This window comes from uncultured Ruminococcus sp. (assembly GCF_947301925.1).
In the GTDB taxonomy this organism is placed as follows: domain Bacteria; phylum Bacillota; class Clostridia; order Oscillospirales; family Ruminococcaceae; genus Ruminococcus.
The window spans coordinates 354,860-381,078 of the sequence record NZ_CAMYUE010000001.1; the positions used below are offsets into that span (position 1 = coordinate 354,860).

The following is a 26,219-nucleotide window of genomic DNA, read 5'->3' on the forward strand; positions in this document are numbered from 1 at the left end:
AGTGAGTCAATGAAAATCGATAATTCAGGTTATCTGTTCAAAGCAATACTGTTTACAGTCTGCGGTATACTCCTCGCATTCTTTCCCGGAGTCCTTGCATGGGCCTTCTACATCGTAGGCGGTATCATAATTATCGGAAGTCTTCTGACCGGTCTTGGCGGAGGCGAAGGCTCATCTCTCTTTTCCATAGGACTGGTGGGCGCAGGCATAGGTCTTTTCATTATGTATCTGCCGAAGCTTATAAGCTCACACATTTCGCTGATTGCAGGTCTTGTGCTGGTAATATTCGCCATAATCCAGATCGTAAAGTCAAGAAAAAAGGATTTCACCAACGGTATGAAAAACGTACAGCTGGTATTCGGTATACTTCTCCTTGTTGCAGGACTGTTCTTCATGTTCAATCCATTTGATACTGGCAAGCTTGTACGAATACTCACAGGTGTTATCATGCTTCTGTACGCTGCTTTCAATTACTATGTGGTCTATGTTATCGGACAGAGAAACGAAGGCCATTCAGGAAGCGGCTCCCCTGACGTGATCGACACATCGGGAGTCGAAAAGAACGAAAACGATACAAAACGATTAGAATAACGAAAATACTGCCGAGTGATCGGCAGTATTTTTTTCTTCAACAAAAAGAACAAGTGTTTGACATTGTTCTTTTTGTATGCTATAATAAAGGTTGAACACCGGAAAAAGGAGGCGTGAACTGTGTCGGATACCAAAGAGATATTGAACATGATACTGCATGATGAGAAGCTTCTGAACAGCCGCGCTCTCCGTGACAGGATATATACCGATGAGCCCATATTAAGGCCTGCTTCCCAGCTTCGGCGTCCTGCTGCTCCCGAGAGAATAAAGGAGATGAAGGGGCTCGCATTCACTCCGGAGGCCTACTGGAAAACCTCGGCCTGGCTGTTTTATACGCAGGGGAAGTTCATGGAGGACTATGAGGACAGCTTTTCCTATGACACGGACTTCGTTAAATACTATCCCTCATACAGAGAGCTCAGCACAGAGCAGCTCAGAGGTTATTTTTCGTGGCGCACCGATGTGCGCAGAGGCAATATAAAAAAAGCTCCCTCCCCCTTTGTTTTTATTTATCTGTATGAGCTGGTGAACTGCATCGGCTCTGATGATCCGAATGAATGCTTTTCACGAATGAAAAGCTTCTGCGACAGCTATCGCGCTATTGACGACTCCATTGTAAAATACACGGACGTATGGCTTGCTGATATGATCGTTTACTACGGACTTGATGCCGCCCTTGCCGATGAGCTGAATGATATAAAATACGACAAAATGCTTCTCACACTTATCAACTGGGAAAGCTACAGCAACGACGAACTGTTCGAGGCCATAGATTTCCTTTCAGCATATCAGCTGAAAAAATCTCTCTACTACAGCGCAGCCCCTGAGGAGCTGAAGACCGTTCTCGTCAGAAGCTTTGTCAGCCTTTCACGTTTCTTCCGCGATAAGCGCAAGAACTCACTGATCGACAAGCTTTTCGGCAATATGGTGGAGTGCTCCTGCAATATGTTCGCCTCGGCTGTTTTTTACGACAGACAGCCTATGCGAAGCTGTGAATACTCCCTCAATGATATCCATTCATTTACCTGTACAAACGGCAAATGGAAATGCAGGAAGTATTTCGGAAACAGAGGCCGCAACGGCCGGCTTGGCGACCTTGTCAGGGCTGTGGACAGTCTTATGCGTGATAAGGCTGATTTCAAACACAAAATAAGCTTCACAGGCGTATCAAAATCCGCGGTAAAGCTCATACAATCTGAGATAGACAGTTTTTACGAGGAAAAACGCCGAAAGGAAGCCGCAAAAATTGAAATTGATCTTTCTAAACTGGCCGGTATAAGAAGATCTGCCGATATCATCAGAGAAAAGCTTATAGTTGATGAGGAGGAGATCTCTGAACTCAGACAGTCCGAAGAAAACGTATGCGAAGATGAAAAAAGCTGTGAAAGCTGCTGTGAGCTTCCACTCGATAATGACGAGATATGCTTCATGAAGGCTCTGCTGTATAACGGAAATATTGCAGATATTGCAAAAAGCTGCGGAAAAATGGTATCTATTCTTGCCGATTCGGTAAACGAGAAGCTCTTTGACCGCTTCGGAGATACCGTTATAGAATTTACAGGCGACCTTCCCGCACTTATTGAAGATTATACCGAAGAATTAATGGAAATGATACCTGATAACAAGGAGTAAACCTATGAAAATACCTAAAAGGATAGCTTCGTCCGTTATAAATTCCCTTAAAGGCGGCGTTGTTCCCCGCACGGGACTGCCCTACATCACAGTGGGACGAGAGACAGAGATCAATGCCCTGCTGCACGATGTGGATATTATCGCTGACGGAGGCGCTGCATTCCGCTTCATCTCAGGAAAATACGGAAGCGGAAAAAGCTTTCTGCTCCAGACTATACGCAGCCACGTTATGGACAGGAATTTCGTTGTGGTCGACGCCGACCTTTCTCCCGAGAGAAGGCTCCAGGGCACAAAAGGTCAGGGACTTGCAACATATAAGGAGCTTATACGCAATATGTCAACAAAGACCCGTCCCGACGGCGGCGCTCTTACCCTTATACTTGACAGGTGGATAAGCGGTATCCGGACAGAAACAGCCGCAGAAAGCGGACTTCCCCCCGATCAGCCCGAATTCGGCAAAGCTGTTGAAAAGAAGATATACGAGGTCATAAACACGCTGAACGAAATGGTACACGGCTTTGATTTCGCAAAGCTGCTTACAATATATTATCATGCCTCCGTGGACGGCAATGACGAGGAAAAAGCCAAGGTGGTCAAGTGGTTCAGGGGCGAGTATATCAACAAGACCGAGGCAAGATCTGAGCTTGGCGTCAATATTGTTATCAGCGATGATGACTGGTACGAATATATCAAGCTTTTCGCAATGTTCCTGAAAATGGCAGGCTACAGCGGTCTGCTCGTGCTCGTTGATGAGCTCGTCAATATATATAAGATACCAAACAGCATTACAAGGCAGTATAACTACGAGAAAATACTGACTATGTATAATGATACACTTCAGGGCAAAGCAAAGTATATGGGTATCATCATGGGCGGAACTCCTCAGTGTATCGAGGATACGCGCCGCGGAGTGTACAGCTATGAGGCACTGCGCTCGCGTCTCTCGGAAGGCAGATTCGGCCGTGAGGGCATAAGGGATATGCTGGCTCCCGTCATACATCTCACCCCTCTCACATACGAGGAAATGCTTGTACTTACCGAAAAACTGGCCGATATCCACGCACAGCTCTTTGATTACACACAGAAGATATCCCAGGAGGATATGATACACTTCATACAGCTTGAATTCGGACGTATAGGCTCGGACAGCCATATAACTCCCCGTGAGGTCATAAGGGACTTTATTGAGCTGCTTGATATAATATACCAGAATCCACAGATAAATGTAAGTGAATTCATCGGCTCAGAGGCCATGAGCTTCTCAAAGCCCGATATGGGACAGGAACCATCAGATAACGAGGAATACGCAGAATTTGAGATATAAGGACTTTTTCTATGAGTATTTTTGAAAGGTATGCTCCCTTTATACAGGACTTTATATACCGAAACAACTGGGAATCCCTGCGCGCTATACAGGCTGCCGCAGGGGACGCTATTTTCAACACAGATGAAAACGTGCTGCTGACGGCTTCGACGGCCTCCGGAAAGACTGAAGCTGCTTTCTTCCCTATTCTTACCTTTTTCAGCGAGGATATGCCGAAAACAGTGGGAGCAATTTACATCGGTCCGCTGAAGGCCCTCATAAACGATCAGTTCACAAGACTGAACGATCTATGCGAGGAAGCGGATATACCTGTGTGGCACTGGCACGGTGATGTTGCACAGTCCCACAAGAGTCGTATGTTGAAATCTCCCTCCGGTATACTTCAGATAACGCCAGAATCCCTTGAGGCCATGATGATACGCAAACACGCGCTTATCCCTAAGCTTTTCGGCGATCTCAGATTCATCGTGATAGATGAGATACACTCGCTCATGCGCGGAGACCGCGGCGGTCAGACCATATGCCTGATAGAGCGGCTATGCAGAATGGCAGGCGTCAACCCCAGAAGGATAGGTCTGTCCGCAACCATCGGCGATCCTGCTGCCGCAGGCGAATTTCTTGCCTATGGTACCGGCAGGGGCACCATAATCCCACGTATAGAAAGCAAGGGCGTAAAATGGCGCCTGTCAATGGAGCATTTCTATATAAGCCAGCAGGAACAGACAGATGAAATCAAAGCCGACGACGCACTTCCTGCCCTCGATATAAAAACAGATACGGCTCCGGAGCACGCAGACGCAGGCATGGGTTATATCTTTGAACATACAAGAGGCAAAAAGTGTCTCGTTTTTGTAAACTCACGGGAGGAATGCGAGGCTGTCACCACAACGCTCCGCTCCTACTGTGAGGCTAATCACGAGCCCGACCGTTTTCTCATACACCATGGCAATCTGTCGGCGGCATACCGCGAGACTGCCGAGGAAGCCATGAAGGACGAGGACGTTTATATGACTACCTGTACTACTGCGACGCTTGAGCTTGGCATAGATATAGGCAGGCTTGAACGTGCGTTCCAGATCGAAGCTCCGTTTACGGTCTCCTCCTTCCTTCAGAGAATGGGCAGAACAGGAAGACGCGATCTTCCGCCTGAAATGTGGTTCGTTATCCGCGAGGAGCTTCCCGAACCGCGCTCCATGCTACCCGAGACCATACCATGGTCGCTGATACAGGGTATAGCGCTCATACAGGTATATGCTGAAGAAAAATGGGTAGAGCCGCCTATGCTTGACAGACTTCCGTTCAGTCTGCTGTATCATCAGACCATGAGCACCCTTGCCTCCTGCGGTGAGCTGAGTCCCGCTGCTCTTGCGTCAAGGGTATTATCGCTGAAATACTTCCATCGCATATCACAGGATGATTACAGGTGCCTTCTCAGACATCTGCTTGAAACAGATCATATTCAGCGCACCGACGAGGGCGGCCTTATAATCGGTCTTGCAGGCGAACGGATAGTCAACAGCTTCAAGTTCTATGCGGTTTTCCAGGAAAATGAAGAATATACCGTCCGCTGGGGCTCTCAGGAGCTTGGTACTCTTGTCAAACCGCCGCCGGCAGGTGAAAAGATAGCAATTGCCGGTCATGTATGGGTGGTGGAAGAGGTAGACCACAAGCGGAGACTTGTTTACTGTGAGCAGATAAAGGGCAAAGTCCCCGCATACTTCGGAGACTGTCCCGGAGATATAAACACAAAGATACTTCTCCGTATGCGTCAGGTACTTGCGGAGGATAAAAGCTATCCCTATCTCATGAAAAACGCTGCTGCAAGACTTTTGCAGGCAAGGAACACCGCACAGAACTCCGGCGTCACTGAAACTCCCCTCATATGTCTCGGCGGCAGTATGTGGTGTCTCTTTCCGTGGCTGGGCTCATACGCTTTTCTTGCTCTGGAACGCTTCCTGAAGCTGAAATGCGGTGAACGACTGGGACTTCGCGGTCTGGATTCATGCAGACCGTATTATATGCAGTTCACCATGAAGGTCACACCAGAGGAGTTTTTCGCCATAGTTTCCGAAGAAGCTGAAAAGAACTTCGATCCTCTGGAGCTGGTTTATCAGGGAGAAGTGCCTGTTTTTGAGAAATACGACGAATTCGTACCTCCTGAGCTGGTAAGAAAAGGCTTCGCTTACGGTATACTGAATATCGACGAAATGAGGTCGAGGATCAGAGAATGGAAAGAATTAATTTAATAATCGCAATTTTTATCTTGATTTTTTCTCTTAAAAGTGATATAATATTAAGCACAAAAATGACATAAGGACAAAGGTAGGATGTTTTATGAAAATACAACAGCTTGAATATGTGATCGCTGTGGCAAGAGAAGGTAGTATTACCAAAGCGGCAAAGAAGTTATATCAGGCTCAGCCTAATATAAGTATTGCCCTTAAAGAGCTTGAAGCGTCTCTTGGCATACAGATCTTTAACCGCTCTCCCAACGGAATGATCCTCACGCCTGAGGGTGAGGAGTTCCTTGCAAGAGCTCAGACCATTGTGGACGAAATGCAGAGTCTCGAAAGAGATTATGCCCAGACTCCCGAAAACGAACTGAAGCTGAAGGTCGCAGCCGCCCGTTCAACATATGCTACATCTGCTATGGGCAAGCTCATAAGCGACTACTCAGAAAGAACCGACAAGATCGAAGTACACGTTATGGAGACCAGCACTGCAAAGGTCATGGAGGATATCTGTGCCGGCAAATACGATATAGGCTTCATAAGGGTCCCCAGTACATACTCCGAAATGATCGAGAGCAGACTCAAGACCCGTAATCTTGTGGGAAAGACCGTTATGGAATTCCCGCTGCAGATCGTCATGGCTATGGATCATCCTCTCGCAAAGTATGAGGATATCCCCTATGAGCTCCTGTTTGAATATCCCGAGATCATACACGGCGACGACGAACCCGAAATGATCAGGCGTGCGTCGATCAACCAGGACTACGATGACAAACGTTCAACCAAGCGCATATTCATCTATGACCGCGGCACACAGATCAGTATGCTCAAAACGGTTAAGAACGCATATATGTGGGTTCCTCCCATGTCACAGAAGCTTCTGAAGTACAATGATCTCGTTACAAGAAAATGCTCATATGCAAACAATCTTAACAGGGATATGATAATCTACCGCAGAGCAAGCGAAAACAGCTCACTCATTGCGGACTGTATAAGAGCGGTTTACGAATACGCTGATAAGGTCGAAGGCCTTGAAATATAATAATACCCCGATCAGACGGCTTTCCGTCTTTGATCGGGGCTTTTTTTGGCGAAAAAAAGAATGAGAGCCATTAGGGGGGAGGTTCTCATTCTTAATAAGGGGATATGAGATTGTCATTTATGAAAGAATGACTTTCCATAAATTATTATAGCATAATGCAACCTTTAATGCAAATATAAAAAATTAATCCCTTTATATGTATTCTTTATCATAGATTATTTAAGTAAGCAATTTACATTTCATTAATATTTGCACTGATTTTTCTTCATAATATCAGTCGCGGCTGATTATTTCAGTTCTTGTTATCACAAATCCTGCGCTTTCATACAGCTTTACTGCCTTGTAATTCCATTGTGCAGTGCTCAGAGTTATAGGCTTATCCGTATAACTTCGTATATAGTTTATAGCCCATAGAAGCAGTTTTCTGCCGTATCCCCTGCCCTGATAGGAACTGTTGACTATAAGGTCGTCGATCTCTGTACCGAAGCAACCAACGCTGCCAATGATAATATCACCATCGGTAAGCAGGTATATGTTATCGGCTTTTTCTACCAGCTGATTTATATCATTATAATAATCAAAGGGCTTAACATCAAGTGCCTTCCTCATATCATAGAAACAATCGTTATATATCCGCTCATACTGAGGATAATACTCCTTACTGAAAGGTATCATTCTAATCTCAGGAGCAGCTGTTATCTCTCCCCTGTATTCCATTTCATATATCTTAAAGCTGTTCATCATTCTCTACGTAAAAATTATTGTATCAATTATATATTATAAATCATATCAGGTCAACAAAAAAGCCATAGTACTCCCGAACGGGAAAACTATGGCTTTTATCATTAAAAATACAGCTTAGTCAGCCATGAAAACCTCAAATGCCTTATAGGCCATATAGGTATCCACCTTAGATACTATCTCATATGGAGCGTGCATTGAAAGCACGGGAACTCCCAGATCAATGGTATCAACGTTGAGATTGGCAATATAAGCTGCAACGGTTCCGCCGCCGCCTTCGTCAACCTTGCCAAGCTCGCCTGTCTGCCAGATAACGCCCTTTGCGTCCATAAGACGTCTGATTCTTCCTGTAAACTCAGCGGATGCATCGGAAGTGCCTGCCTTGCCTCTTGCACCCGTATACTTGGTAACAACAACACCGTGATTGATGTATGCAGCATTATTGCGCTCATTGACCTCGGGGAATGTGGGATCATATGCAGCATTTACATCTGCTGAAAGGCACTCTGAAGCTGAAAGCACAGTTCTGCCGTCCGAGCCAAGAGCCTCAGCGATATCTGCTACAAAATACTCAAGATATGATGAGCTGAGTCCTGTGTTTCCGTCACTGCCTGTCTCCTCCTTGTCGGTAAGTACAGTAACTACTGTATGCTTAGGCTTTTTGCACTCCGCTGTAGCCATAAGAGCAGGATATGCACATACCTTGTCATCGTGGCCATAGGCGCCTATCAAGCTTCTGTCAAAACCGATATCCTTTGCCTTGAATGCAGGAACTGCCTCAAGCTCTGAGGAAATGAAATCAGCCTCGGTAATACCGTACTTTTCAAAGAGAATATTCATTATTGCAAGCTTTACAGAGCCACTTTCCTCATCGTCCTTGAAAGGACGTGAACCGATAACGATATTGAGCTGCTCGCCTGTTATTCCCTTGCCCATAGGCTTCTGCATCTGAGCTGCTGCAAGATGAGGCAGAAGATCGGTCACTACAAAAACGGGATCGTTTTCATCCTCGCCGATATTTACCGGAATGCTTGTTCCGTCGGACTTTATTATAACACCGTGAAGTGCAAGAGGAATAGTAGTCCACTGATACTTCTTGATGCCGCCGTAGTAATGAGTCTTGAACAGAGCCATCTCCGTATCCTCATAAAGAGGATTCTGCTTCAGATCAAGTCTGGGAGAATCGATATGAGCTGCACAGAGCCTTACTCCCTCTTCGATGGGGGCTGTACCGATAACAGCTGCAAGAACGGCTTTTCCGCGGTTGTTGCGATATATCCTGTCCCCTGCTCTGAGCTTCATGCCTGCCTTGTATTCAACAAAGCCCTTCTTTTTCAGGAGCTCTATGGAATAAATTACTGCTTCACGCTCTATCTTAGCCTTGTTCATGAAATCCTTATAGCCCTCGCAGAACTTGTCGCAGGCCTTCAGTTCCTTGTCAGAGATAAGATGATAAGCGTTTTTGCGCTGCATAAGGAGCTTTTCTTTGAGCTTCTTTGCTGAGTCTTTTTTTTCTGCCATTAAATGTATTCTCCTTTCGCAGAAAATATATATAGCACAGCCATTTACGGCTGAGTTACTGCACTGCTACGGGAGCCTGCTTTCTTCTGAAAAGCTCCCTGATCTTTCCTGATACCTCCCACGAGATACCGTTAACGGTGTCGATACTGCCGTTATTATGGATAATATAGTCCGAATGGCTGCGGAAGAATTCCTCATTGAACTGTGAATTCATTCTCTTTCTCGCCTGCTCGGAGGTAAGGCCGTCTCTTGCGATTATACGCTTTTCCCGTATATCAGCGTCAGCAAGTACGGATATGATTATCTCACAGAAATCATCAGCCCTGCTCTCAAAAAGTGTGGGAGCGTCAAGAAGAATGAGCTTCTCCCCTTTCATTGAGTGAACTCTGATCTGTCTGAGTATCTCTCCTGTGATATAAGGATATGAGATAGTATTCAACATCTCAAGCTTTGATCTGTCCGAGAAAACTATAGCTGCAAGAGCCTTGCGGTTAAGTGTGCCGTCCTCATTGATAACGCCCTTACCGAAGAAATCAGCTATCTCGTCAAGGCATTTCGTGCCTTTTTCAACTATCTTTCTGGCTACCTGGTCAGCGTCGATTACAGCAAAGCCGTTGGAAGCAAATATCTTTGAGACTGTGCTCTTGCCTGCCCCTGTCTGGCCTGTGAGACCCACTACCATGACTCCGTTGAGACTGTTCATATCCTTATCACCTCGAATCCTGCCGCCCTGATAAGGCGGTTATATACTGCAAGTCCCACTCCTTCGGGACTGGGAGCGCGTACATAGACTTTTTTAGCGCCTGCGTCGTCAAGCTCGCGGAGGCGCTGGAAAAGCTGATGCGCCTGCTGGGAACTATCCTTGCCGTAGGTCATATATCTGTAGGGATAATTCTCCCTGTCAGTGTCAAAAATGAGCGAATATACGCCATCGCCATTATGGCTGCCGACAAAGCCGATAAAATCCTCAAGCTTCCCCTCCACCATAACGATATCCGCTCTCGGTGAATAGTGCTTGTACTTCATACCCGGTGAAGCTGCCTTCTGGCCTGCTTCAAGCTCATGAAGGATAGCATGGTCGATAACGACCTCGCTGCATATCTCCGCAAGCATCTCCCTTGTAACACAGCCGGGGCGAAGTATCCTTACGCTGTTATCACCTTCAATTGAGATAACCGTGGATTCAACGCCGAATTCTGAGCTTCCGCCGTCAACTACAGCCGCGATCTTTCCGTCCATATCACGCATGACATGGTCTGCCGATGTAGGACTGGGATAGCCCGAGGTATTAGCAGACGGAGCAGCTATAGGTCTGCCCGAAAGCTGTATTATCCTGTGCATTACGGGGTGTGAAGGCACTCTGATACCTACCGTATCAAGCCCTCCTGAAGTAATCATTGGTATTTTATCATTTTTAGGCAGGACCATAGTAAGAGGTCCGGGACAGAATCTCTCCGCAAGCCTGTAAGCAAGCGCGGGGATAGCTGCCGTGAACTCCTCTGCCTGTGAAAAATCAGCCAGATGAACTATCAGCGGATTATCGGCAGGTCTGCCTTTAGCCTCAAAGACTTTGCGGACCGCCTCCTCATTGGAAGCGTCTGCTCCGAGACCGTATACCGTCTCGGTAGGTATGCCGACAATTTCGCCGCTTTTTATAAGTTCAGCCGCCTTCAGAAGGTCGGTCTCACTGTCGCTGAGTAAAACTGTATCCATAAAAACTACGCTTCCTGATTTGCGAGCTTGGCAGCCTGATCGGCAGTGGCAAGCGCATCAAATACTTCATCAAGATTTCCGTTAAGGATATCCTCGAGTCTGTATATGGTCAGACCTATACGATGATCCGTAAGACGTCCCTGCGGATAGTTGTAAGTTCTGATCCGCTCGGAGCGGTCGCCTGTACCGACCTGCATTTTTCTCTCCGATGCGATCTTTGCGTCGTGCTCCTCCTGCATAGCTTCGTAGATCCTTGAGCGCAGAATTTTCATTGCTTTATCTTTGTTCTTATGCTGGCTTCTTTCGTCCTGACACTCTACCACAACATTTGTGGGCAGATATGTTATTCTTACAGCGGACTCCGTTTTATTTATATGCTGTCCGCCTGCACCGCTTGCGCGGAAATAGTCTATTTTCAGATCCGTGGGATTTATTTCCAGCTCGACCTCGTCTGCCTCGACAAGGACGGCCACGGTAACTGTTGATGTGTGGATGCGTCCCTGGGACTCAGTCTCGGGAACGCGCTGTACGCGGTGTACACCGCTCTCATACTTCAGGCGTGAATATGCACCCTCGCCCTCGATAGAGAAACTTATCTCCTTGAAGCCGCCCAGTTCGGTAGGATTGGCGCTGAGCACCTCCTGCTTCCAGCCGTTGGCTTCCGCGTACATTGTATACATACGGTACAGTGAATTGGCAAAGAGTGAAGCCTCCTCGCCGCCTGCGCCGCCTCGTATCTCAATAATAACGTTTTTGTCGTCGTTGGGATCCTTTGGCAGAAGAAGGACTTTAAGCTCCTGAGTTACAGTCTCCATAGATTCCCTGGACTCATCATATTCCATCTGAGCCATTTCCTTGAAGTCCTTATCCAGACCGCCTCCGTCAAGAAGCTCTTTTGCCTCGTTGAAGGAAGCCTCTGCCTTCTTGTATTCCCTGTACTTTTCAATAATAGGAGTAAGGTTCTTGAACTCCTTCATAAGCTGCGCATACAGCTTATTGTCGCTGACTACCTGGGGATTGGCAAGTTTTTCGCTGATCTCCTCATATCTCTGCTCCATCAGTGCAAGCTTTTCAAACATCGGGTACTCTCCTTAATGCTAAAAATATTACAGATATTGTTGCAGCAGGCTAACCCTCGTCAGCGTGTTTTACGTTGCGGATACTCTTTTCTATCTTATTGCGTGCTACCATAAACTCCCTGTCACAGGTGGTACATCTGAGTCGGAAGTCCATTCCCGAGCGTATTACATACATCTCGTTTCCGCCGCAGGGGTGTTTCTTTTTCATAGTCAAAACATCTCCCGGTCTGATATCCAAAGTAGTATCCTCCTTCCGCAAAAACCAAAAATCGTACATTTTTCATTATACCCTAAATAAGCTCTCAAATCAATATTTTAGAAGTATATTTTTTTCATTTTGGTGAAAAATAATAAAAACCCCCACACAAACATATTGAACCCGTACAAAAAAACAGAAAGGATATTTATATGATATCAAGAGTAACTGCTGAATTTGAAACACCTGAGCTTGCGGAATACGCAATGAAACGTATAAGGGAAAGCGTTGAATATGTATATTCCGCTAAAATGATCCACGATCATTATGCAGAACATACTGCCCGTCTTGGAAGAAGAACCACTTTCACCGTTATCCCTACCTATTATAATACGCATACTAATTTTCTAACTGCGGTAATGGAGTCCCCTGCCTCAAAAGATATAATCCCCGAGCCAAGACGGAACAGAAAAACAACTGCCTGCATAATCTGCGGAAGCGCCGCTGTGGATAATGTTATAGCTGTTCTTAATGCTATGGGCGGACTGAATATCAGGTTCGCTCAGTGAATATTCCGTAACGCCTCCGCATATAATCAACTACAAAGTTTTTATGATAACGGAGGTACAAACATGAACTACAGACCTGAAGGCTGCATTTACGATTCACCGAAAAATCAAAGGTATATCTCATCGCAGGAGGGCCTTTCGGAAGCAATGAACAGCGGTATCATACTTGAAGCAAGAGTGAAACTCTGCACCAGTTCCCATGATCTGATCGTTGATCTCCCCTGCGCAAGGGGGATCATTCCGCGGGAGGAAGGAGCAATAGGCGTAAAGGAAGGAAATACCCGTGATATCGCCCTGATATCACGGGTAAACAGGATAGTCTGCTTCAAGGTCACAGAGCTTGTACTCGGCGACAACGATGAACTGACAGCAATACTCTCCCGCAGAGAGGCTCAGCTTGAATGTACCCGCAATTACATATCAACTCTGTCAGCAGGAGAAATAATAGAGGCAAGAGTTACTCATCTTGAGAAATTCGGCAGTTTTGTGGATATAGGCTGCGGTATTCCGTCGCTCATACCTATAGACGCGCTGTCAGTATCGCGTATATCCCACCCTTCGGATCGCTTCACTACCGGTCAGCTGATAAAGGCTGTGGTCACAGGCAGAGAAGACGGACGTATTTTACTCTCACATAAGGAGCTTCTTGGCACATGGGAGGAAAATGCAGCCTGCTTCGGTACAGGAGAGACAGTTCCGGGAATAGTACGCTCCACAGAGGATTACGGCATATTCGTCGAGCTGACGCCGAATCTTGCAGGTCTCGCCGAGCCCCGCGAGGGTATAAAAGCCGGTCAGAGCGTAAGTGTATATATAAAGGCTATACTGCCTGATAAAATGAAAATAAAGCTGATAATCGTCGATGTCTGCTGCCAGCACTCCGAGCCTATGCCATTCAGGTACTTCAAGGACAGCGGAAAACTTGACGTCTGGAGATATTCCACTGAATCATCGGGCAAGGATATAAAGACCGTCTTTACATAAAAAATGCACCTGTAATACAGGTGCATTCTTGTAATATTCTCTTAGAAAGCGATCTCTTCAGCAATATGATGAAGCTTTTCATCATATTCCTTGTGCATGGAAAGTGCCTCCTGGATATCGTAATCAACGATCTTGCTGTCCTTGATACCAACAACACGGTTTCCGATGCCCTGCTCAAGAAGCTCAACAGCGTAATAGCCCATTCTTGTAGCTTCAACTCTGTCTCTTACTGTAGGCGAACCGCCTCTCTGTACATGACCGAGGATAGTAGCTCTTGCGTCGATGCCTGTCTTTTCCTGAAGCATATTGGCGATCTCCTGTGAGTGGCCGACGCTCTCGGCTACGATAACAACGAAGTTCTGCTTACCCTTTGCCTTCTTAGCCAGCATTGTGTTAGCAATAGCGTTGATATCATAAGGAACTTCCTTTGTGATGATATCAGTAGCACCGCAGGCAATACCTGTATTTACTGCGATATGACCTGCGCCTCTGCCCATTACTTCAACAACAGAGATTCTGTCATGGGACTGAGATGTATCACGAAGCTTGTCAACAAGCTCCATAGCTGTATTCATAGCTGTATCAAAACCGATGGTATAATCTGTGCAGGCAATATCGTTGTCGATAGTACCGGGAAGACCGATACAAAGAACGCCCATTGCCGAAAGATCGGCAGCTCCTCTGAAGGAACCGTCACCGCCGATAACTACAAGGCCCTCGATACCGAGCTCGTCACACTTAGCCTTGCCCTTGGCAACGCCCTCAGCTGTTCTGAACTCGGGACATCTTGCAGTATAAAGAACTGTACCGCCTGTGTGTATAATATCAGAAACGCTTCTTTCGTCCATCTTGAAAATGTCACCGTTCAAAAGGCCAACATATCCTCTGCGTATACCATAGACCTCCATGCCCTTGCTGAGAGCAGTTCTTACAACTGCTCTTACTGCGGCATTCATACCCGGAGCGTCTCCGCCGCTTGTTAAAACACCGATTTTCTTGATCATACATATTCTCCATTCTGCACTAAGCATATATTGTTTAACCCACAGAAAAACTGCGGCATAATTCCATACTATTATATTTTACTACTTTGCGGAAAAAAAGTCAAGTATATTCCGTATTTTTTCATTTTAAAGCTGTAAAACAAGCTTTTTCAGTTTATAAGCCCGATATTATCGCTGCCCAGAAGCTCCCTGAGCTCTGCAAAAGAGGATTCATTTACCTCCAGAGTGAGCCGCTGACGCGGGGAAACTGTCTTTTTCAGGTCGGTAAGATAAAAACAAACCGATGTATCTCCCCTGTGTCTGCCGCAAAGCTCTATAAGTTGCGGACTTACGGACGCTTCGGAAGATGTGGTCTTTATGCAAAGCTTCATGTTCGAGACGAGCCTCGAAAACTCCGTCTCTGCACTGATAACACCGCAGATGACCGTTTTTCTGTCGTCTTTTACGGATATCTTCCCCTTTACGAGAACTACCGCCTCTGGTATCAGCTTGGAGCCGCTTACCATGAACAGGTCGGGAAAAACCACGCCCTCCAGCTCTCCTGTATCATCCGAAAACGTAACAAAGCTCATCTTGTCGCCGTTTTTGGTCATATGCAGTTTGGAACTTTCAACGGAGCAGATAAGCTTTACGGCGGCGCCGTCTCCAAGTGACGTATCAGACAGTATATCCCCTATCTTCCTTGCGTGCATAAGCTCCATCAGCCAGCTGTGCGGCGAAAGAGGATGTCCGCTGAGATACATACCTGTGGCGTCCTTTTCAAGAGTCAGCAGCGTCTTGTGGTCATACTCCTGCTTGTAGGGGATCCTTATCTCCATATCTGTAGTATCGGCTCCGTCAAGGAAATTGAGCTGCCCCTCGATAACGCCTCTGCTGCCTGCTCCCACCATGTCCAGTATAGACTCATAGCTCTCCAGCATCTGTCTGCGGTTATAGCCGAGACCGTCAAAGGCCCCTGCCTTTATGAGGTTTTCAAGAGCCTTTTTATTAAGCTCTCTGCCCTCAACTCTCTCGCAGAAGTCCTGAATACTTCTGAAACTGCCGTTTTCTTCTCTTTCGGCGATTATCCTGTCAGCAAGCCCGCTGCCTATGTTCTTTATTGCCAGCAGGCCGAAATACATACTTCCGTCCACAAAAGCAAAGCCTCTGCCGCTCTTGTTTACGTCAGGACGAAGTATCCCGATACCGTAATCACGGCAGGAATTGATATATTCCGCCAGTTTTCCGCTGGTACCCATGACGCTGGACATAAGAGCTGCCATGTATATGCCACGGTAGTGACATTTGAGATATGCGGTCTGATAAGCAAGGTAAGCATAAGCTGCCGCGTGGGACTTGTTGAAGGCGTAGGAGGCAAAGCTTACCATTTCGTCAAAAACAGAGTTGGCGATCTCCTCTGAGACTCCGTTTTCGGAGGCGCCCTTTACAAAGCTCTCGCGCTCTTTCAGCATAACATCATGCTTTTTCTTAGCCATAGCCCTGCGGACTATATCTGCGTGACCGTAGGAATAGCCTGCAAGCTTGCGGCATATCTCCATTACCTGCTCCTGATAGACCATACAGCCGTAGGTATCCTCAAGTATATCCTTCAGCAGCGGGTGCTTGTAGGTAACTCTTTCGGGGTGCTTCTTGTTCTCGATATACAGCGGTATGGACTTCATCGGTCCCGGACGGTAAAGTGATATTATAACTATAAGATCTTCAAGCCTTTCGGGACAAAGCTCCATAACACGGGCAGTCATGCCCTCGCTTTCAAACTGGAACACGCCCTCTGTATCGCCCTCTGACATCATACGGTAAACCTCCGCATCATCGGCGGGGATATTGCTGATGTCGAAATCCGGCTCTGTCCTGTGTATCTCTTTGACCGTATCTCTTATAATTGTAAGATTGCGCAGTCCGAGGAAGTCCATTTTCAGAAGTCCCAGTGATTCAAGAACTCCCATAGTGTACTGCGTCACGATAGTATCATCGTTTTTCTGCAATGGCACAAGGTCACTTAGCGGAACCGCCGATATAACAACTCCTGCCGCATGAGTAGATGCATGGCGCGGCATCCCTTCAAGCTGCCTTGCCATGTCAATGAGCCTGCGCATATCCCTGTCGGTATGATACAGTGAATCCAGCTCTTCAGAGGCCTTCAACGCTTCGTCAAGAGTGGCGCGAGGATCTATTTCCTTGGCTGCCTTATCGCAGAGCTGGTATGACAGTCCGAGAACTCTGCCCACATCGCGGACTGCCGCCCTTGCTTTAAGAGTATCGAAGGCGATTATCTCGGAAACTCTGTCAGCTCCGTATCTGCGCACAACATAGTCCTTAACGCTCTGACGGCCTTCGATACAGAAATCAATATCGAAATCAGGCATACTTACTCTTTCAGGGTTGAGAAAACGCTCAAAGAGCAGATTGAACTTTATGGGATCGATACCTGTGATACCTATACAATATGCACAGAGACTTCCTGCTCCGGAGCCTCGTCCAGGACCGACGGGAACATTGTGTTCACGGGCATAGCGTATAAAATCCCATACAATGAGGTAGTAGTCAGTATATCCCATTTTTGTGATAACATCAAGCTCATAATCCATGCGCTCGACCACATTCTGCGGCGGCTCAGAGCCGTATTTCTCATACATTCCCTTACGGCACAGCTCGCGGAAGTACGCTTTATTATCGCTTACGCCCTCAACTGTGAATTTTGGAAGCTTTATATTGCCGAATTCAAATTCAACATTGCAGCGATCTGCTATTTCAGCAGTATTGCTGACAGCCTCCTCATGGCCCTTGAAAAGCTCCGCCATCTCATCGGCTGACTTCACATAGAACTCGTCCGTTTCAAAGCGAAGCGCATTGGGATCGTCAAGAGTTTTTCCCGTCTGTATGCACATAAGAACGCTCTGCATCTCAGCGTCGCTCTTATTTATGTAATGGCAGTCATTAGTTGCCGCAAGGGGGATCCCTGTCTCGGCTGAAAGCCTGTACAGAAGCGGAAGTATCCTGAGCTCGTCCTTTATACCGTGATTCTGTATCTCGATAAAATAGTTGCCCTTTCCGAATATCTCCTGATACTTCAGCGCAACTGACTTTGCCTCGTCATAGCTTCCGTCAACAAGCAGTCGGTCGATCTCTCCGGCAAGACAGGCAGACATACAGATAAGTCCCTTGTTATACTTTTTCAGGAGCTCAACATCAACTCTCGGCCTGTTATAAAAGCCCTCTATGCTTGCCGCAGAGACAAGCTTTACAAGATTCCTGTAGCCCTCGTTATTCTCGCAGAGGAGGATAAGATGATAGGGAGACGAATCCAGCCTGGGTTCCCTGTCGTGGCGTGTCCTTCTTGCAACGTAGACCTCACAGCCGATTATGGGCTTTATGCCTTCGGCTCTTGCTGCGTTCCAGAACTCCACCGCACCGTACATATTACCGTGGTCGGTTATGGCAACAGCAGTCTGTCCCAGCTCCTTTACTCTTGCGATAAGCTTCTTTATACGACAGGCGCCGTCCAGAAGACTGTACTCGGTATGGACATGGAGATTAACGAAAGCGTCACTTTTCACGTCCTGCACCTCCGCCCCTGATCTCGTCCGCCATTTTTGCCAGCTTCTTGAAACGGTGATTAACTCCCGAACGGCTTATGGGCTCGCTGAGAGTCTCACCTATCTCCTGAAGGCTCATATCAATATTGTCAAGACGCAGCTGGGCTACCTCGCGGAGCTCGTCGGACAGATTATCAAGTCCCACAGCCTTGTCTATAAGCTTTATATCCTCGATCTGCTTCATAGCAGCCTTTACGACCTTGTCTATATTGGCAGCGTCACAGTTGGCGAGCCTGTTGGCTTTATTCCTGATATCCTTGTATATCTTCATATTCATGAGTTCAAGGGTACACTGGGGCGCACCGATAAAGGTCAGCGTATCCTCTATGGATTCACTGCCCTTGATGTAAACTATATGCTGTCCGCGGCGAAGCATGGTCTTTGCGGTTACTCCTATATCACGAAGCAGAGTCGCAAGCTGCTCCGCAAGCTGCTCCTCGGGACAGGCAAATTCAAGATGATATTCCTTTGCGGGATCGTTTACACTTCCGCAGGCCAGAAAAACTCCTGCTGTAAAAACTCCGAGACTATTGGTGGCAATAATCTCGGAATCTATGGCTCTAATATTTTCGGATAGCCTGTATTTCCTGAATACTTCCGCAGCTGCATCGTCCCTTATATCACAGCAGTGAAGGACGGTGCCGTTTTTCCTTGTGTGCTCTTCCATCGCAGGTTCGGAGCCGAAAACCGCACCAAAGAGACTTCGGAACAGCTCTGCTGATGTCCTGCTCTCGCTCTGGAAGCATATACTGTGTTCCGTGAGAGTCCTGCAAAAAAGCAGCATACCATACAGGCAGGCAAATCGTTTTTCTTTATCGTTGACCGAGGAACATATCTCTCTTCTGACATCATTTGAGAATGAAATTTCAACTCACTCCAATACTCAGAATTTTTTGTCCTTGGTTATATCACGATGATACTTCTGGACCTTGTACTCCTTGCTTATGAGATGATCTGCCATAAGCTCGGCAAAGGTGATGGAACGGTGCTTTCCGCCTGTACAGCCGAAGGAGATGACCAGCTGGCTCTTTCCTTCGTGGACATACAGCGGTATAAGATAATCTATCAGATCCCTCATCTTCTCAAAAAGGACCCTGGACTGCTCAAAGCTCATAACATAGTCCCTTACGCAGCTGTCGCAGCCCGTATGATTGCGCAGCTCCTCAATATAGTGAGGATTAGGCAGACATCTTACATCGAACACAAGATCGGCCTCCGTTGATACTCCGTACTTGAAGCCGAAGGACATTACCTTTATAATAAGAGAATCCGAACTCTTTTCAAGGAAAAGCTCCTTGACCTGCTCCTTCAGCTGGGAGGCGGTAAAGTTGGAGGTCTCTATGTAGTAGTCGGCTATCTCGCGCAGCTGTGAGAGCTGTACCCATTCATAGTTTATAGCCTCATGGATATTGCCGTTGAATTTCTCCGAAAGGGGATGCTTGCGGCGGGTCTCCTTGTATCTTTTCAGGAGAACGTCATGATTAGCCTCGATGAAAAGCACCTTGACATCAACGTCGCTGCTCTGCTTCAGCTCCTGCCAGGAGCGGAATATCTCGGCAAACATATCTCCGGAGCGTATATCAACAGCTACCGCGATCTTATTTATCTCAGATTCGGACTGTCTGCACAGGTCGACGAACTGGGTTATCAGCTTGGGTGGGATATTGTCGATACAATAGAATCCGATATCCTCCATTACTTCCATGACGCTGGATTTACCGGATCCCGACATACCCGTAACTATCAAAAGCTGCATAAATATCTCCTTAAAACGGTGTTTATCTGAGGATAACGGGTTCCAGTTCAAGCTGATATCCCGTTTTCTCCTTGACTATGGAGCTGACCTTCTCGCAGAGCTCAAGCACATCTGCGCAGGTGGCATAACCCTTATTTATAACAAATCCGCTGTGCTTCTCGCTGACCATTGCGCCTCCGCAGGTAAGGCCCTTCAGACCGCACTGTTCAATAAGAAGCGAAGCATAACTTCCCTCGGGACGCTTGAAGGTGCTTCCCGCACTTGGGTATTCAAGCGGCTGCTTGGAACTTCTCCTGGCCATGCATTCCGACATGGCGGCTTTAATGCTTTCGGGATCGCCGCTTTGCAGTTCCATTGTCACTGAAGTAATAACTCTGTCCGTGCCGGAGAAGAAGCTTCTTCGGTATGCCAGCTCCATATCCTCCGCCTTTATTGTTTTCAGCTCGCAGTTTTCGTCTATATACTCAGCCGATACAACTACGTCCTTCATCTCGCTTCCGTAGGCGCCTGCGTTCATATAAAGAGCTCCGCCGACTGTGCCCGGGATACCGAAAAGATTCTCCATGCCTGTAAGGCCTGCCTGCTGTGCCTTTACACAGGCCGAGGCAAGAAGAGCGCCCGCGTCGCAGCGTATGGTATTGCCGCTGACCTCTATACCTGCGAAATCTGCTCCGAAATGGAGGATAACGCCGTCAAAGCCCTCGTCGGATACGATCACGTTGCTGCCGCGTCCGAGAATGCCGTACTTCACGTCATTCTCCTTCATGTAACTTATCAACCGACAGACAGAAGCCGGCGAATTGACGCTTATAAGCGCGCGGCAGGCTCCTCCGAATCGGAATGTTATATATTCTCTCAGCGAACACTCGGGAGTTATCCTGCATCCGAGCTGTTCGCAGAGCTGTGATAATTCACTTATGTCTATCATATTTTCCCCCTGATCATTTTGTTTTTCAGGCGATCAGAACGCCTCATAGTCGCGGACTACCTCCTTGGGGTCCGACTCCATGCCCAGACGGTTGAGAAGCTCGCGGGCAGCATTATAGCCCATCTTCTTCTGTCTGTTGTTCATGGCGGCAACCTCAAGGATAACAGCCAGGTTACGTCCCGGCTTTACAGGTATCGTCAGTGAAGGTATCTTTACGCCGAGAAGGCTGACAAATTCGGTGTCCACGCCCATTCGGTCGTATATCTTCTCGGAATTCCACTGTTCAAGCTCGACCACAAGGTCGATCTTCTCCGTCATCTTTACAGCACCGATACCGAACAGCCGTCTTGCATTTATGATGCCGATACCGCGCAGTTCAAGGAAGTGACGGATATTGTCGGGAGAGCTTCCCACAAGGCTTATATTCGATACCTTTCTTATCTCAACAGCGTCATCGGCAACAAGTCTGTGTCCGCGCTTTACGAGCTCGATAGCGGTCTCGCTCTTTCCGACGCCGCTCTCGCCCGTAATGAACACACCTTCGCCGTATATCTCGATGAGAACGCCGTGACGGGTTATTCTCGGTGCAAGAGTAAGATTCAGGAAAGCGATAAGGCCCGCAATGAAGTTTGATGTGCTCTCCTTGCTTCTCAGCAGGGGCACCTCATACTCCTTGGCAAGCTCAAGCATCTCCGCGAAATAGGGCAGCTCTCTTGTGATTATGAGAGCAGGTATCCTCTGTGCAAAGAGAAGCTGAAGTCTCTCCCTCCTCGTCTTCTCGTCGATAGTTGACAGATAGGCGAACTCCATTTTTCCGATGATCTGGATCCGCTCGGGATTGAAATACTCGTAAAAGCCCATGAGCTGGAGTCCGGGACGGTTTACGTCGTTCTCATCGATCATAAGCTCATTGGGATCCTTGTGAACGTATATCGCTTCAAGCTTGAATTCATCAATTAAACGCTGCAGCGACACTTTGAAATTTTCTGCCATAATAAGCTCCGTTCTCCGGTCAGAGACCGGGAATTATTTTAGCCGAGCACATAGGAATCGAAACCGTACCCGACAATCTCTTCCTTTACATCAAGCATATCCTGAGTGCTTACAGTAGCACCCGAAACTCTTACCGCAACATTGAAATCCGAAACGTCATCGCTTACAAGTTCAAGCATCTTTCTGACATTTTCGGCAGGAGTACCCGTGAACTCATACACAGTTTCTCCCGTATACACACCATAGCTGATAACATCCAGGTCTATGTTCAGTATAACTGTATTGACCTTCAGCAGCATGGGCTGAAGAACGTCGTTCTTGCCCTTGAGAAGATCGGAGGCATTGACCTCCAGCATCATCTTTGAGCCGTTGTTCATTATCTTATCGTACATCATATTGGCAGCAGATGTCAGCGCCATATACCTGTCATTGCTGACTACCTTCTCGCCGAGATACTCAACATCGCTGGGACGGAAGTCGGGGAAGATGAAATCCGAGCAGACTACTCTGTCGAATCCCGCCTGCGATACCTCCTCCACGATATCCGTGTTGTACTCCACAGCCGTCTCGGAGAAGGGGCTCATCCAGGGCTTTCCGCCTGCGTTTATATCGTTGTCTATCCACTGCGAGCCGTCGTCAACGGTGAGATAGCTCATATCGCGGAAATAATTGGGCAGTACATTGTCGTCAAAGGTGCTGACAAGCGCCACAGGCTTATAGCCCTCCGCCGATATGGCAGACACGATGTCACTGAGCTTGGTATAGGACTTAATAAGTCCCGATGATGTTGCATAGTAATTATTCGACGCATAGTAGATGTTTCCGCCGCTGACCTTCAGAGGCACCTCGATATACTCGATCTGCTCCCCTGCAGGCACACGCTTCAGGGCTGTCTTTATGGACTGTGAATCAGCGATATCAAGCGGATCGAGAGCGAACGCCCTGTAGCTCTCAACGCTGACGGGGGTCTGAGAATTTGCGGCTCCCTCTGTAACAGGCTCGCCGTTCTCATCAGTAGGGACTGTATCGGAAGCTATCAGCGATGATGACGCAGCGCCGTCGCCTTTTTTCTTGGTATAGTTTATAAGCGGCTCGGCAACGCTGTATCCTATGAATACTATTCCGCCGATAAGAAGAACGGTAAGACCAACGGAAAATGCCTTTCCTACAGGGCTTTTTCCGTAATAATTCTTCTCCTTGGTCTTATAGATCTTCCTTCCTTTGTTCTTGAACTTCATTAATTAACTCTCCTATATCAGTATATTGCAGTTATTTCAGCGAATATACTGCCATTGAAATAATTCCAAGATATACAAGCATAGCAGGAAATCCCCTGAATGAAGCGGGAACCTTTGACGAATTGAGCTTCCTGTATGCGGCCGTAAGCATGAGAGCCGCAATTACGAAGCCCGCGCCTGCTTCAAGTCCTGCCGAAACATATCCCCATAAATTGAACATAGTGCCGTCCATGGCTGCTCTGCTGTTTATGGTGAACAGCGTACCCATAACAGCACAGTTGAAGGCGGATACATGGATGTATCTGCGGAGCTCCTCAAACCATCTGTCACGGAACTTATAGACTGCTGCCAGAAGCGTCACATAGAGCACGGCTACGACAATGACATAGAATAACAGTCTGAGATCCGCCGCGGAGGGCTGAAGTAAAAGGTCTATCAGATAGGCCGCCGCCGCGCCGATGGTAGTGAACACAGTTATCACGCCTGCTGTGGCAACAAGGTTTTTCCTGCTGCCTGCGGCTATGAAGATCGTACTGGTTCCGAGAGCCTGTGAAAGTATAAGATTAGCTGCAAGGAGCGTTATAAGATCATTTATCAGAAACATTCACGTCACTCCTTACATTTTTGTCATCCTTTGATATAAGACTTCTTATGAAGCGGTATGCGCCGCACATCAGTCCCAGGAAGATAAATCCTCCGAAGGGCTGGGACAGACCGCCGATAAGAGTATTCATATCAACTATCCTGCTGTTTATGGTACCGTAAGCCCAGAGCTCACGCAGGAATCCCGTCAGAAGCATGACGATATCGAATCCGACTATGCACGACAGCAGGGATATTATCATTTCTCCCTTCTTCATACGGAAGAATTTCGCCTCTGTCTGGAAAACGATAAGAGAATTCACCGCAAGAAGCGGATAATATATACCTATACGCTCTATTGACTCCGGATAGAATTCCCGAGCCGCAAGCTTTACGGGGATATATACAAGCGCGGATATAAGCGCGTATACTATGACTTTCGCCGCATAAGGCAGCTTCCTCGGAACGAATGATGATATAAGCACCGACAGGAAGGTTATGGCAGAAAAGGCATATATAAGCGCCTCTGCGTTTTTCAGAGTGTCACCGCAAATTATTACGGGAGAGATGACCATAAGTCCCGAAAGTACGATATTATCGCCGAGGACTCCGCCGAAAAGGCGCTTTTTGCGATCATTCATCAGCAGGTGCCCCCTCTCCTGCTGCCGTTTCTGTAACGACCTCCGCGTTTGCCTCCGCAGAGGCCTCAACAGCAGCTTTTTCTATATGCTTTTCCAGATGCTTGAATCCGAGTGCAATGGGAGTAAACAGCACAGACACAATAACAATGGCATTTTCCTTTGCCCCTGTAAGTACAAGCACATAGGATATGACGCCGATGAAAAGTCCGTAGAAAAACGCATAATAATCGCGTTTCGGAGCTATCCTCACATCGGAAACTAAGTATATAGCCGCAAAAAGCACCATGTTGGTCACAAGTGAGTATTTCAGAGAATCGCCCCTGGAAGAAACAATGGGGGTCACAACTGCAAAAAGACCCGTACCGAATATGGTACCGATAAATGCGCCTGCGGAAATGCTTCTGCGCATCATGAGCACAACTGCGGCAACAGCAAGCAGCAGTATGCTGACCGCTCCCGAGGGACCGCTGAAATTGCCCAGCAGTATCTCGAAATCTGTGTGGCCGAAGCTGCCTGTATGGTCAAACACATAGGAAGCAGACTTCACAAGAGCCGCAGGTTCCTCAAAAAGGCCTGTCTTTATGTGAGGCTCCGTATACTGCAGCAGCTGCCGCTCCCATGAGGTGAGCACAAAGACATATGCAGCAGCCGCAGGGGAAAAGATCATATTCAGCCGTCCGCCGAACAGGTTCTTGGCAACTATCACAGCAAAAAGCACTGCAAGGACGGATACATGATAATCCATTACCGCAGGAAACATCAGCGCTATTATAAGCGCGTCCGATGTACAGGTAAGATCGTCCGCCGTGAACTTCCTGCCCATAAGCCTTATGGATATAAGCTCGGCAGCAAAGCCCGTGACAACGCATATTCCTGCAAGGAATACCGAACGTATCCCGTAATAGAAGTATGACATAAGCTCAAGAGTGAGCAGAGTTATCATTATATCGAGCCAGATAAGGCGTTCTTTTCTTGCTTTTTTCAGCATGGTTCGCCTTCCCTTATGGCATCTGCGGCCGCTTTCATATCCTCTGCACCGAAAAGGTAGCTTCCCGATACAAGAACATTGGCTCCCGCTGCTTTCACCGCGCCTGCCGTATCTGAATTTATGCCGCCGTCAACCTCCACATCAACATCAAGTCCGAGCTGGGTGATCTTTTCTCTTACTGCTCTGACCTTATCAAGTGTTTCAGGTATAAAGCTCTGTCCGCCAAAGCCGGGCTCAACAGTCATTACAAGTATCATATCCACATATGGCAGGAACTCATAGACCGCACCGATGGGAGTTGCCGGCCTGATGGCAACAGCTGCCTTTATACCCTTTGCCTTTATAGCCTTGATGGCTGCAAGGGTATCGCTTTCGCTTTCTATGTGAAAAGATATGATATCCGCGCCGAAATCTGCAAAGCAGTCAATGTATCTTAGCGGATCGGTTATCATCAGGTGAACGTCAAGCGTCATATCCGTGGCAGCCCTTACCTGCTTCAGTACAGGAAGGCCAAAGGTGATATTATCGACGAATATACCGTCCATAACATCGAAATGAAGCATATCTATGCCGCTTGTTTCAAGCCTTTTTATCTCATTTTTCAGCTCAAGCATATCCGCGCTGAGCACGGAAGCTGAAACGTAATTTTTCAATTTATCACTTCTTCCGAATTCTTTCGCCTTAGAGGCGGTCAAAAATGTCCTTTCAAAAATCATACACTATTATTATATAATATTTATCGCCTCCAGTCAATAGCAAGTTGTCTTTTTCTGTGTTTTTTGATCCCTCGTAACAATAAAATATAGTTTAATATTTTGATTTGATATAAAGGCCAGGCCTTTAAGCATAAGATATGCCATGAACTTCCGG

At 47.2% G+C, this 26,219-nt stretch carries 24 protein-coding genes; 7 read left to right on the forward strand and 17 right to left on the reverse strand.

All coding sequences use genetic code 11. The features are described from left to right. Positions 1–9: 9 nt before the first annotated feature. The 5 genes from Q0Y65_RS01670 (at position 10) to Q0Y65_RS01690 (ending at position 6,820) form a co-directional block, all read left to right on the forward strand. On the forward strand, positions 10–591 hold the full coding sequence (locus Q0Y65_RS01670; RefSeq protein WP_297956050.1) for a DUF308 domain-containing protein: 582 nt from the start codon (positions 10–12) through the stop codon (positions 589–591). Between the two features lie 120 nt (positions 592–711). Further along, the gene (locus tag Q0Y65_RS01675; protein WP_297956053.1) at positions 712–2,223 is read left to right on the forward strand and encodes a TerB N-terminal domain-containing protein; all 1,512 of its coding nucleotides are present in this window, start codon (positions 712–714) and stop codon (positions 2,221–2,223) included. Positions 2,224–2,227: 4 nt separating this feature from the next. Next, the gene (locus Q0Y65_RS01680) at positions 2,228–3,547 is read left to right on the forward strand and encodes an ATP-binding protein (RefSeq protein ID WP_297956056.1); all 1,320 of its coding nucleotides are present in this window, start codon (positions 2,228–2,230) and stop codon (positions 3,545–3,547) included. A gap of 11 nt (positions 3,548–3,558) precedes the next feature. After that, positions 3,559–5,793, forward strand: a complete 2,235-nt coding sequence (locus Q0Y65_RS01685; RefSeq protein ID WP_297956058.1) for a DEAD/DEAH box helicase — start codon at positions 3,559–3,561, stop codon at positions 5,791–5,793. An 88-nt stretch (positions 5,794–5,881) separates the two neighbouring features. Then, positions 5,882–6,820: a LysR family transcriptional regulator gene (locus Q0Y65_RS01690; protein ID WP_297956061.1), complete on the forward strand. Its 939-nt coding sequence runs from the start codon at positions 5,882–5,884 to the stop codon at positions 6,818–6,820. A gap of 273 nt (positions 6,821–7,093) precedes the next feature. On the opposite strand, the gene Q0Y65_RS01695 is transcribed toward Q0Y65_RS01690, so the two are convergent. The 6 genes from Q0Y65_RS01695 to Q0Y65_RS01720 all read right to left on the reverse strand — a co-directional run bounded on the left by Q0Y65_RS01695 (position 7,094) and on the right by Q0Y65_RS01720 (position 12,112). Next, on the reverse strand, positions 7,094–7,537 hold the full coding sequence (locus tag Q0Y65_RS01695) for a GNAT family N-acetyltransferase (protein ID WP_297956064.1): 444 nt from the start codon (positions 7,535–7,537) through the stop codon (positions 7,094–7,096). Positions 7,538–7,678: 141 nt separating this feature from the next. Then, a complete protein-coding gene (locus tag Q0Y65_RS01700; RefSeq protein WP_297956068.1) occupies positions 7,679–9,082 on the reverse strand; it encodes an aminopeptidase in 1,404 nt (467 codons plus the stop codon). Positions 9,083–9,137: 55 nt separating this feature from the next. Further along, entirely contained in the window at positions 9,138–9,785 is a 648-nt protein-coding gene (coaE, locus tag Q0Y65_RS01705) for a dephospho-CoA kinase (RefSeq protein WP_297956071.1), read from the reverse strand. Continuing rightward, the gene (locus Q0Y65_RS01710; protein WP_297956074.1) at positions 9,782–10,795 is read right to left on the reverse strand and encodes an L-threonylcarbamoyladenylate synthase; all 1,014 of its coding nucleotides are present in this window, start codon (positions 10,793–10,795) and stop codon (positions 9,782–9,784) included. Before Q0Y65_RS01710 ends, coaE begins: the two co-directional genes overlap by 4 nt. 5 nt (positions 10,796–10,800) lie before the next feature. Then, positions 10,801–11,874 carry a peptide chain release factor 1 gene (gene prfA, locus Q0Y65_RS01715; RefSeq protein WP_297956077.1) on the reverse strand — a complete coding sequence of 358 codons (1,074 nt, stop codon included), beginning with the start codon at positions 11,872–11,874 and terminating at the stop codon, positions 10,801–10,803. A 49-nt stretch (positions 11,875–11,923) separates the two neighbouring features. Next, the gene (locus Q0Y65_RS01720; protein ID WP_297956080.1) at positions 11,924–12,112 is read right to left on the reverse strand and encodes a DUF951 domain-containing protein; all 189 of its coding nucleotides are present in this window, start codon (positions 12,110–12,112) and stop codon (positions 11,924–11,926) included. 170 nt (positions 12,113–12,282) lie between these two features. Here Q0Y65_RS01720 and Q0Y65_RS01725 point away from each other — a divergent pair, with 170 nt between their 5' ends. Further along, complete coding sequence (locus tag Q0Y65_RS01725; RefSeq protein WP_297956083.1) at positions 12,283–12,639, forward strand: hypothetical protein; 357 nt, start codon at positions 12,283–12,285, stop codon at positions 12,637–12,639. Between the two features lie 63 nt (positions 12,640–12,702). Next, complete coding sequence (locus Q0Y65_RS01730) at positions 12,703–13,623, forward strand: S1 RNA-binding domain-containing protein (RefSeq protein ID WP_297956084.1); 921 nt, start codon at positions 12,703–12,705, stop codon at positions 13,621–13,623. Between the two features lie 41 nt (positions 13,624–13,664). On the opposite strand, the gene pfkA is transcribed toward Q0Y65_RS01730, so the two are convergent. The 11 genes from pfkA to rpe form a co-directional block, all read right to left on the reverse strand. Continuing rightward, on the reverse strand, positions 13,665–14,627 hold the full coding sequence (gene pfkA / locus Q0Y65_RS01735) for a 6-phosphofructokinase (protein ID WP_297956087.1): 963 nt from the start codon (positions 14,625–14,627) through the stop codon (positions 13,665–13,667). A gap of 149 nt (positions 14,628–14,776) precedes the next feature. After that, a complete protein-coding gene (locus Q0Y65_RS01740; RefSeq protein WP_297956091.1) occupies positions 14,777–18,184 on the reverse strand; it encodes a DNA polymerase III subunit alpha in 3,408 nt (1,135 codons plus the stop codon). Continuing rightward, complete coding sequence (gene whiA, locus Q0Y65_RS01745) at positions 18,174–19,088, reverse strand: DNA-binding protein WhiA (protein ID WP_297957048.1); 915 nt, start codon at positions 19,086–19,088, stop codon at positions 18,174–18,176. The genes Q0Y65_RS01740 and whiA overlap by 11 nt, the downstream gene beginning before the upstream one ends. 18 nt (positions 19,089–19,106) lie before the next feature. Next, positions 19,107–19,979 (reverse strand): RNase adapter RapZ, encoded by an 873-nt coding sequence (gene rapZ / locus Q0Y65_RS01750; protein ID WP_297956095.1) that lies wholly within the window; start codon positions 19,977–19,979, stop codon positions 19,107–19,109. A gap of 22 nt (positions 19,980–20,001) precedes the next feature. Then, positions 20,002–20,907, reverse strand: a complete 906-nt coding sequence (murB, locus tag Q0Y65_RS01755) for a UDP-N-acetylmuramate dehydrogenase (protein WP_297956097.1) — start codon at positions 20,905–20,907, stop codon at positions 20,002–20,004. Positions 20,908–20,940: 33 nt separating this feature from the next. Continuing rightward, positions 20,941–21,900, reverse strand: a complete 960-nt coding sequence (gene hprK, locus Q0Y65_RS01760) for an HPr(Ser) kinase/phosphatase (protein ID WP_297956099.1) — start codon at positions 21,898–21,900, stop codon at positions 20,941–20,943. Between the two features lie 38 nt (positions 21,901–21,938). Beyond that, positions 21,939–23,138, reverse strand: a complete 1,200-nt coding sequence (locus Q0Y65_RS01765) for a putative glycoside hydrolase (RefSeq protein ID WP_297956102.1) — start codon at positions 23,136–23,138, stop codon at positions 21,939–21,941. A gap of 31 nt (positions 23,139–23,169) precedes the next feature. Further along, positions 23,170–23,742, reverse strand: a complete 573-nt coding sequence (locus Q0Y65_RS01770; protein ID WP_297956106.1) for an Rnf-Nqr domain containing protein — start codon at positions 23,740–23,742, stop codon at positions 23,170–23,172. After that, positions 23,726–24,361: an Rnf-Nqr domain containing protein gene (locus Q0Y65_RS01775; protein WP_297956109.1), complete on the reverse strand. Its 636-nt coding sequence runs from the start codon at positions 24,359–24,361 to the stop codon at positions 23,726–23,728. The genes Q0Y65_RS01770 and Q0Y65_RS01775 overlap by 17 nt, the downstream gene beginning before the upstream one ends. Beyond that, on the reverse strand, positions 24,354–25,349 hold the full coding sequence (locus Q0Y65_RS01780; protein ID WP_297956112.1) for an RnfABCDGE type electron transport complex subunit D: 996 nt from the start codon (positions 25,347–25,349) through the stop codon (positions 24,354–24,356). The genes Q0Y65_RS01775 and Q0Y65_RS01780 overlap by 8 nt, the downstream gene beginning before the upstream one ends. After that, positions 25,343–26,002 carry a ribulose-phosphate 3-epimerase gene (gene rpe / locus Q0Y65_RS01785; RefSeq protein ID WP_297956114.1) on the reverse strand — a complete coding sequence of 220 codons (660 nt, stop codon included), beginning with the start codon at positions 26,000–26,002 and terminating at the stop codon, positions 25,343–25,345. Before rpe ends, Q0Y65_RS01780 begins: the two co-directional genes overlap by 7 nt. Between the last annotated feature and the right edge of the window lie 217 nt (positions 26,003–26,219).

Bases quoted from the DNA above. Each gene is read 5' to 3' on its own strand.
- murB (WP_297956097.1), bottom strand. From the start codon at position 20,907: ATGATAGACATAAGTGAATTATCACAGCTCTGCGAACAGCTCGGATGC.
- Q0Y65_RS01670 (WP_297956050.1), top strand. From the start codon at position 10: ATGAAAATCGATAATTCAGGTTATCTGTTCAAAGCAATACTGTTTACA.
- Q0Y65_RS01765 (WP_297956102.1), bottom strand. From the start codon at position 23,138: ATGAAGTTCAAGAACAAAGGAAGGAAGATCTATAAGACCAAGGAGAAG.
- coaE (WP_297956071.1), bottom strand. From the start codon at position 9,785: ATGAACAGTCTCAACGGAGTCATGGTAGTGGGTCTCACAGGCCAGACA.
- pfkA (WP_297956087.1), bottom strand. From the start codon at position 14,627: ATGATCAAGAAAATCGGTGTTTTAACAAGCGGCGGAGACGCTCCGGGT.
- Q0Y65_RS01775 (WP_297956109.1), bottom strand. From the start codon at position 24,361: ATGAATGATCGCAAAAAGCGCCTTTTCGGCGGAGTCCTCGGCGATAAT.
- Q0Y65_RS01690 (WP_297956061.1), top strand. From the start codon at position 5,882: ATGAAAATACAACAGCTTGAATATGTGATCGCTGTGGCAAGAGAAGGT.
- Q0Y65_RS01730 (WP_297956084.1), top strand. From the start codon at position 12,703: ATGAACTACAGACCTGAAGGCTGCATTTACGATTCACCGAAAAATCAA.
- Q0Y65_RS01680 (WP_297956056.1), top strand. From the start codon at position 2,228: ATGAAAATACCTAAAAGGATAGCTTCGTCCGTTATAAATTCCCTTAAA.
- Q0Y65_RS01725 (WP_297956083.1), top strand. From the start codon at position 12,283: ATGATATCAAGAGTAACTGCTGAATTTGAAACACCTGAGCTTGCGGAA.
- rapZ (WP_297956095.1), bottom strand. From the start codon at position 19,979: ATGCAGCTTTTGATAGTTACGGGTATGTCGGGATCCGGTAAATCCAGC.
- hprK (WP_297956099.1), bottom strand. From the start codon at position 21,900: ATGGCAGAAAATTTCAAAGTGTCGCTGCAGCGTTTAATTGATGAATTC.
- Q0Y65_RS01695 (WP_297956064.1), bottom strand. From the start codon at position 7,537: ATGGAATACAGGGGAGAGATAACAGCTGCTCCTGAGATTAGAATGATA.
- Q0Y65_RS01770 (WP_297956106.1), bottom strand. From the start codon at position 23,742: ATGTTTCTGATAAATGATCTTATAACGCTCCTTGCAGCTAATCTTATA.
- Q0Y65_RS01780 (WP_297956112.1), bottom strand. From the start codon at position 25,349: ATGCTGAAAAAAGCAAGAAAAGAACGCCTTATCTGGCTCGATATAATG.
- prfA (WP_297956077.1), bottom strand. From the start codon at position 11,874: ATGTTTGAAAAGCTTGCACTGATGGAGCAGAGATATGAGGAGATCAGC.
- Q0Y65_RS01700 (WP_297956068.1), bottom strand. From the start codon at position 9,082: ATGGCAGAAAAAAAAGACTCAGCAAAGAAGCTCAAAGAAAAGCTCCTT.
- Q0Y65_RS01710 (WP_297956074.1), bottom strand. From the start codon at position 10,795: ATGGATACAGTTTTACTCAGCGACAGTGAGACCGACCTTCTGAAGGCG.
- Q0Y65_RS01685 (WP_297956058.1), top strand. From the start codon at position 3,559: ATGAGTATTTTTGAAAGGTATGCTCCCTTTATACAGGACTTTATATAC.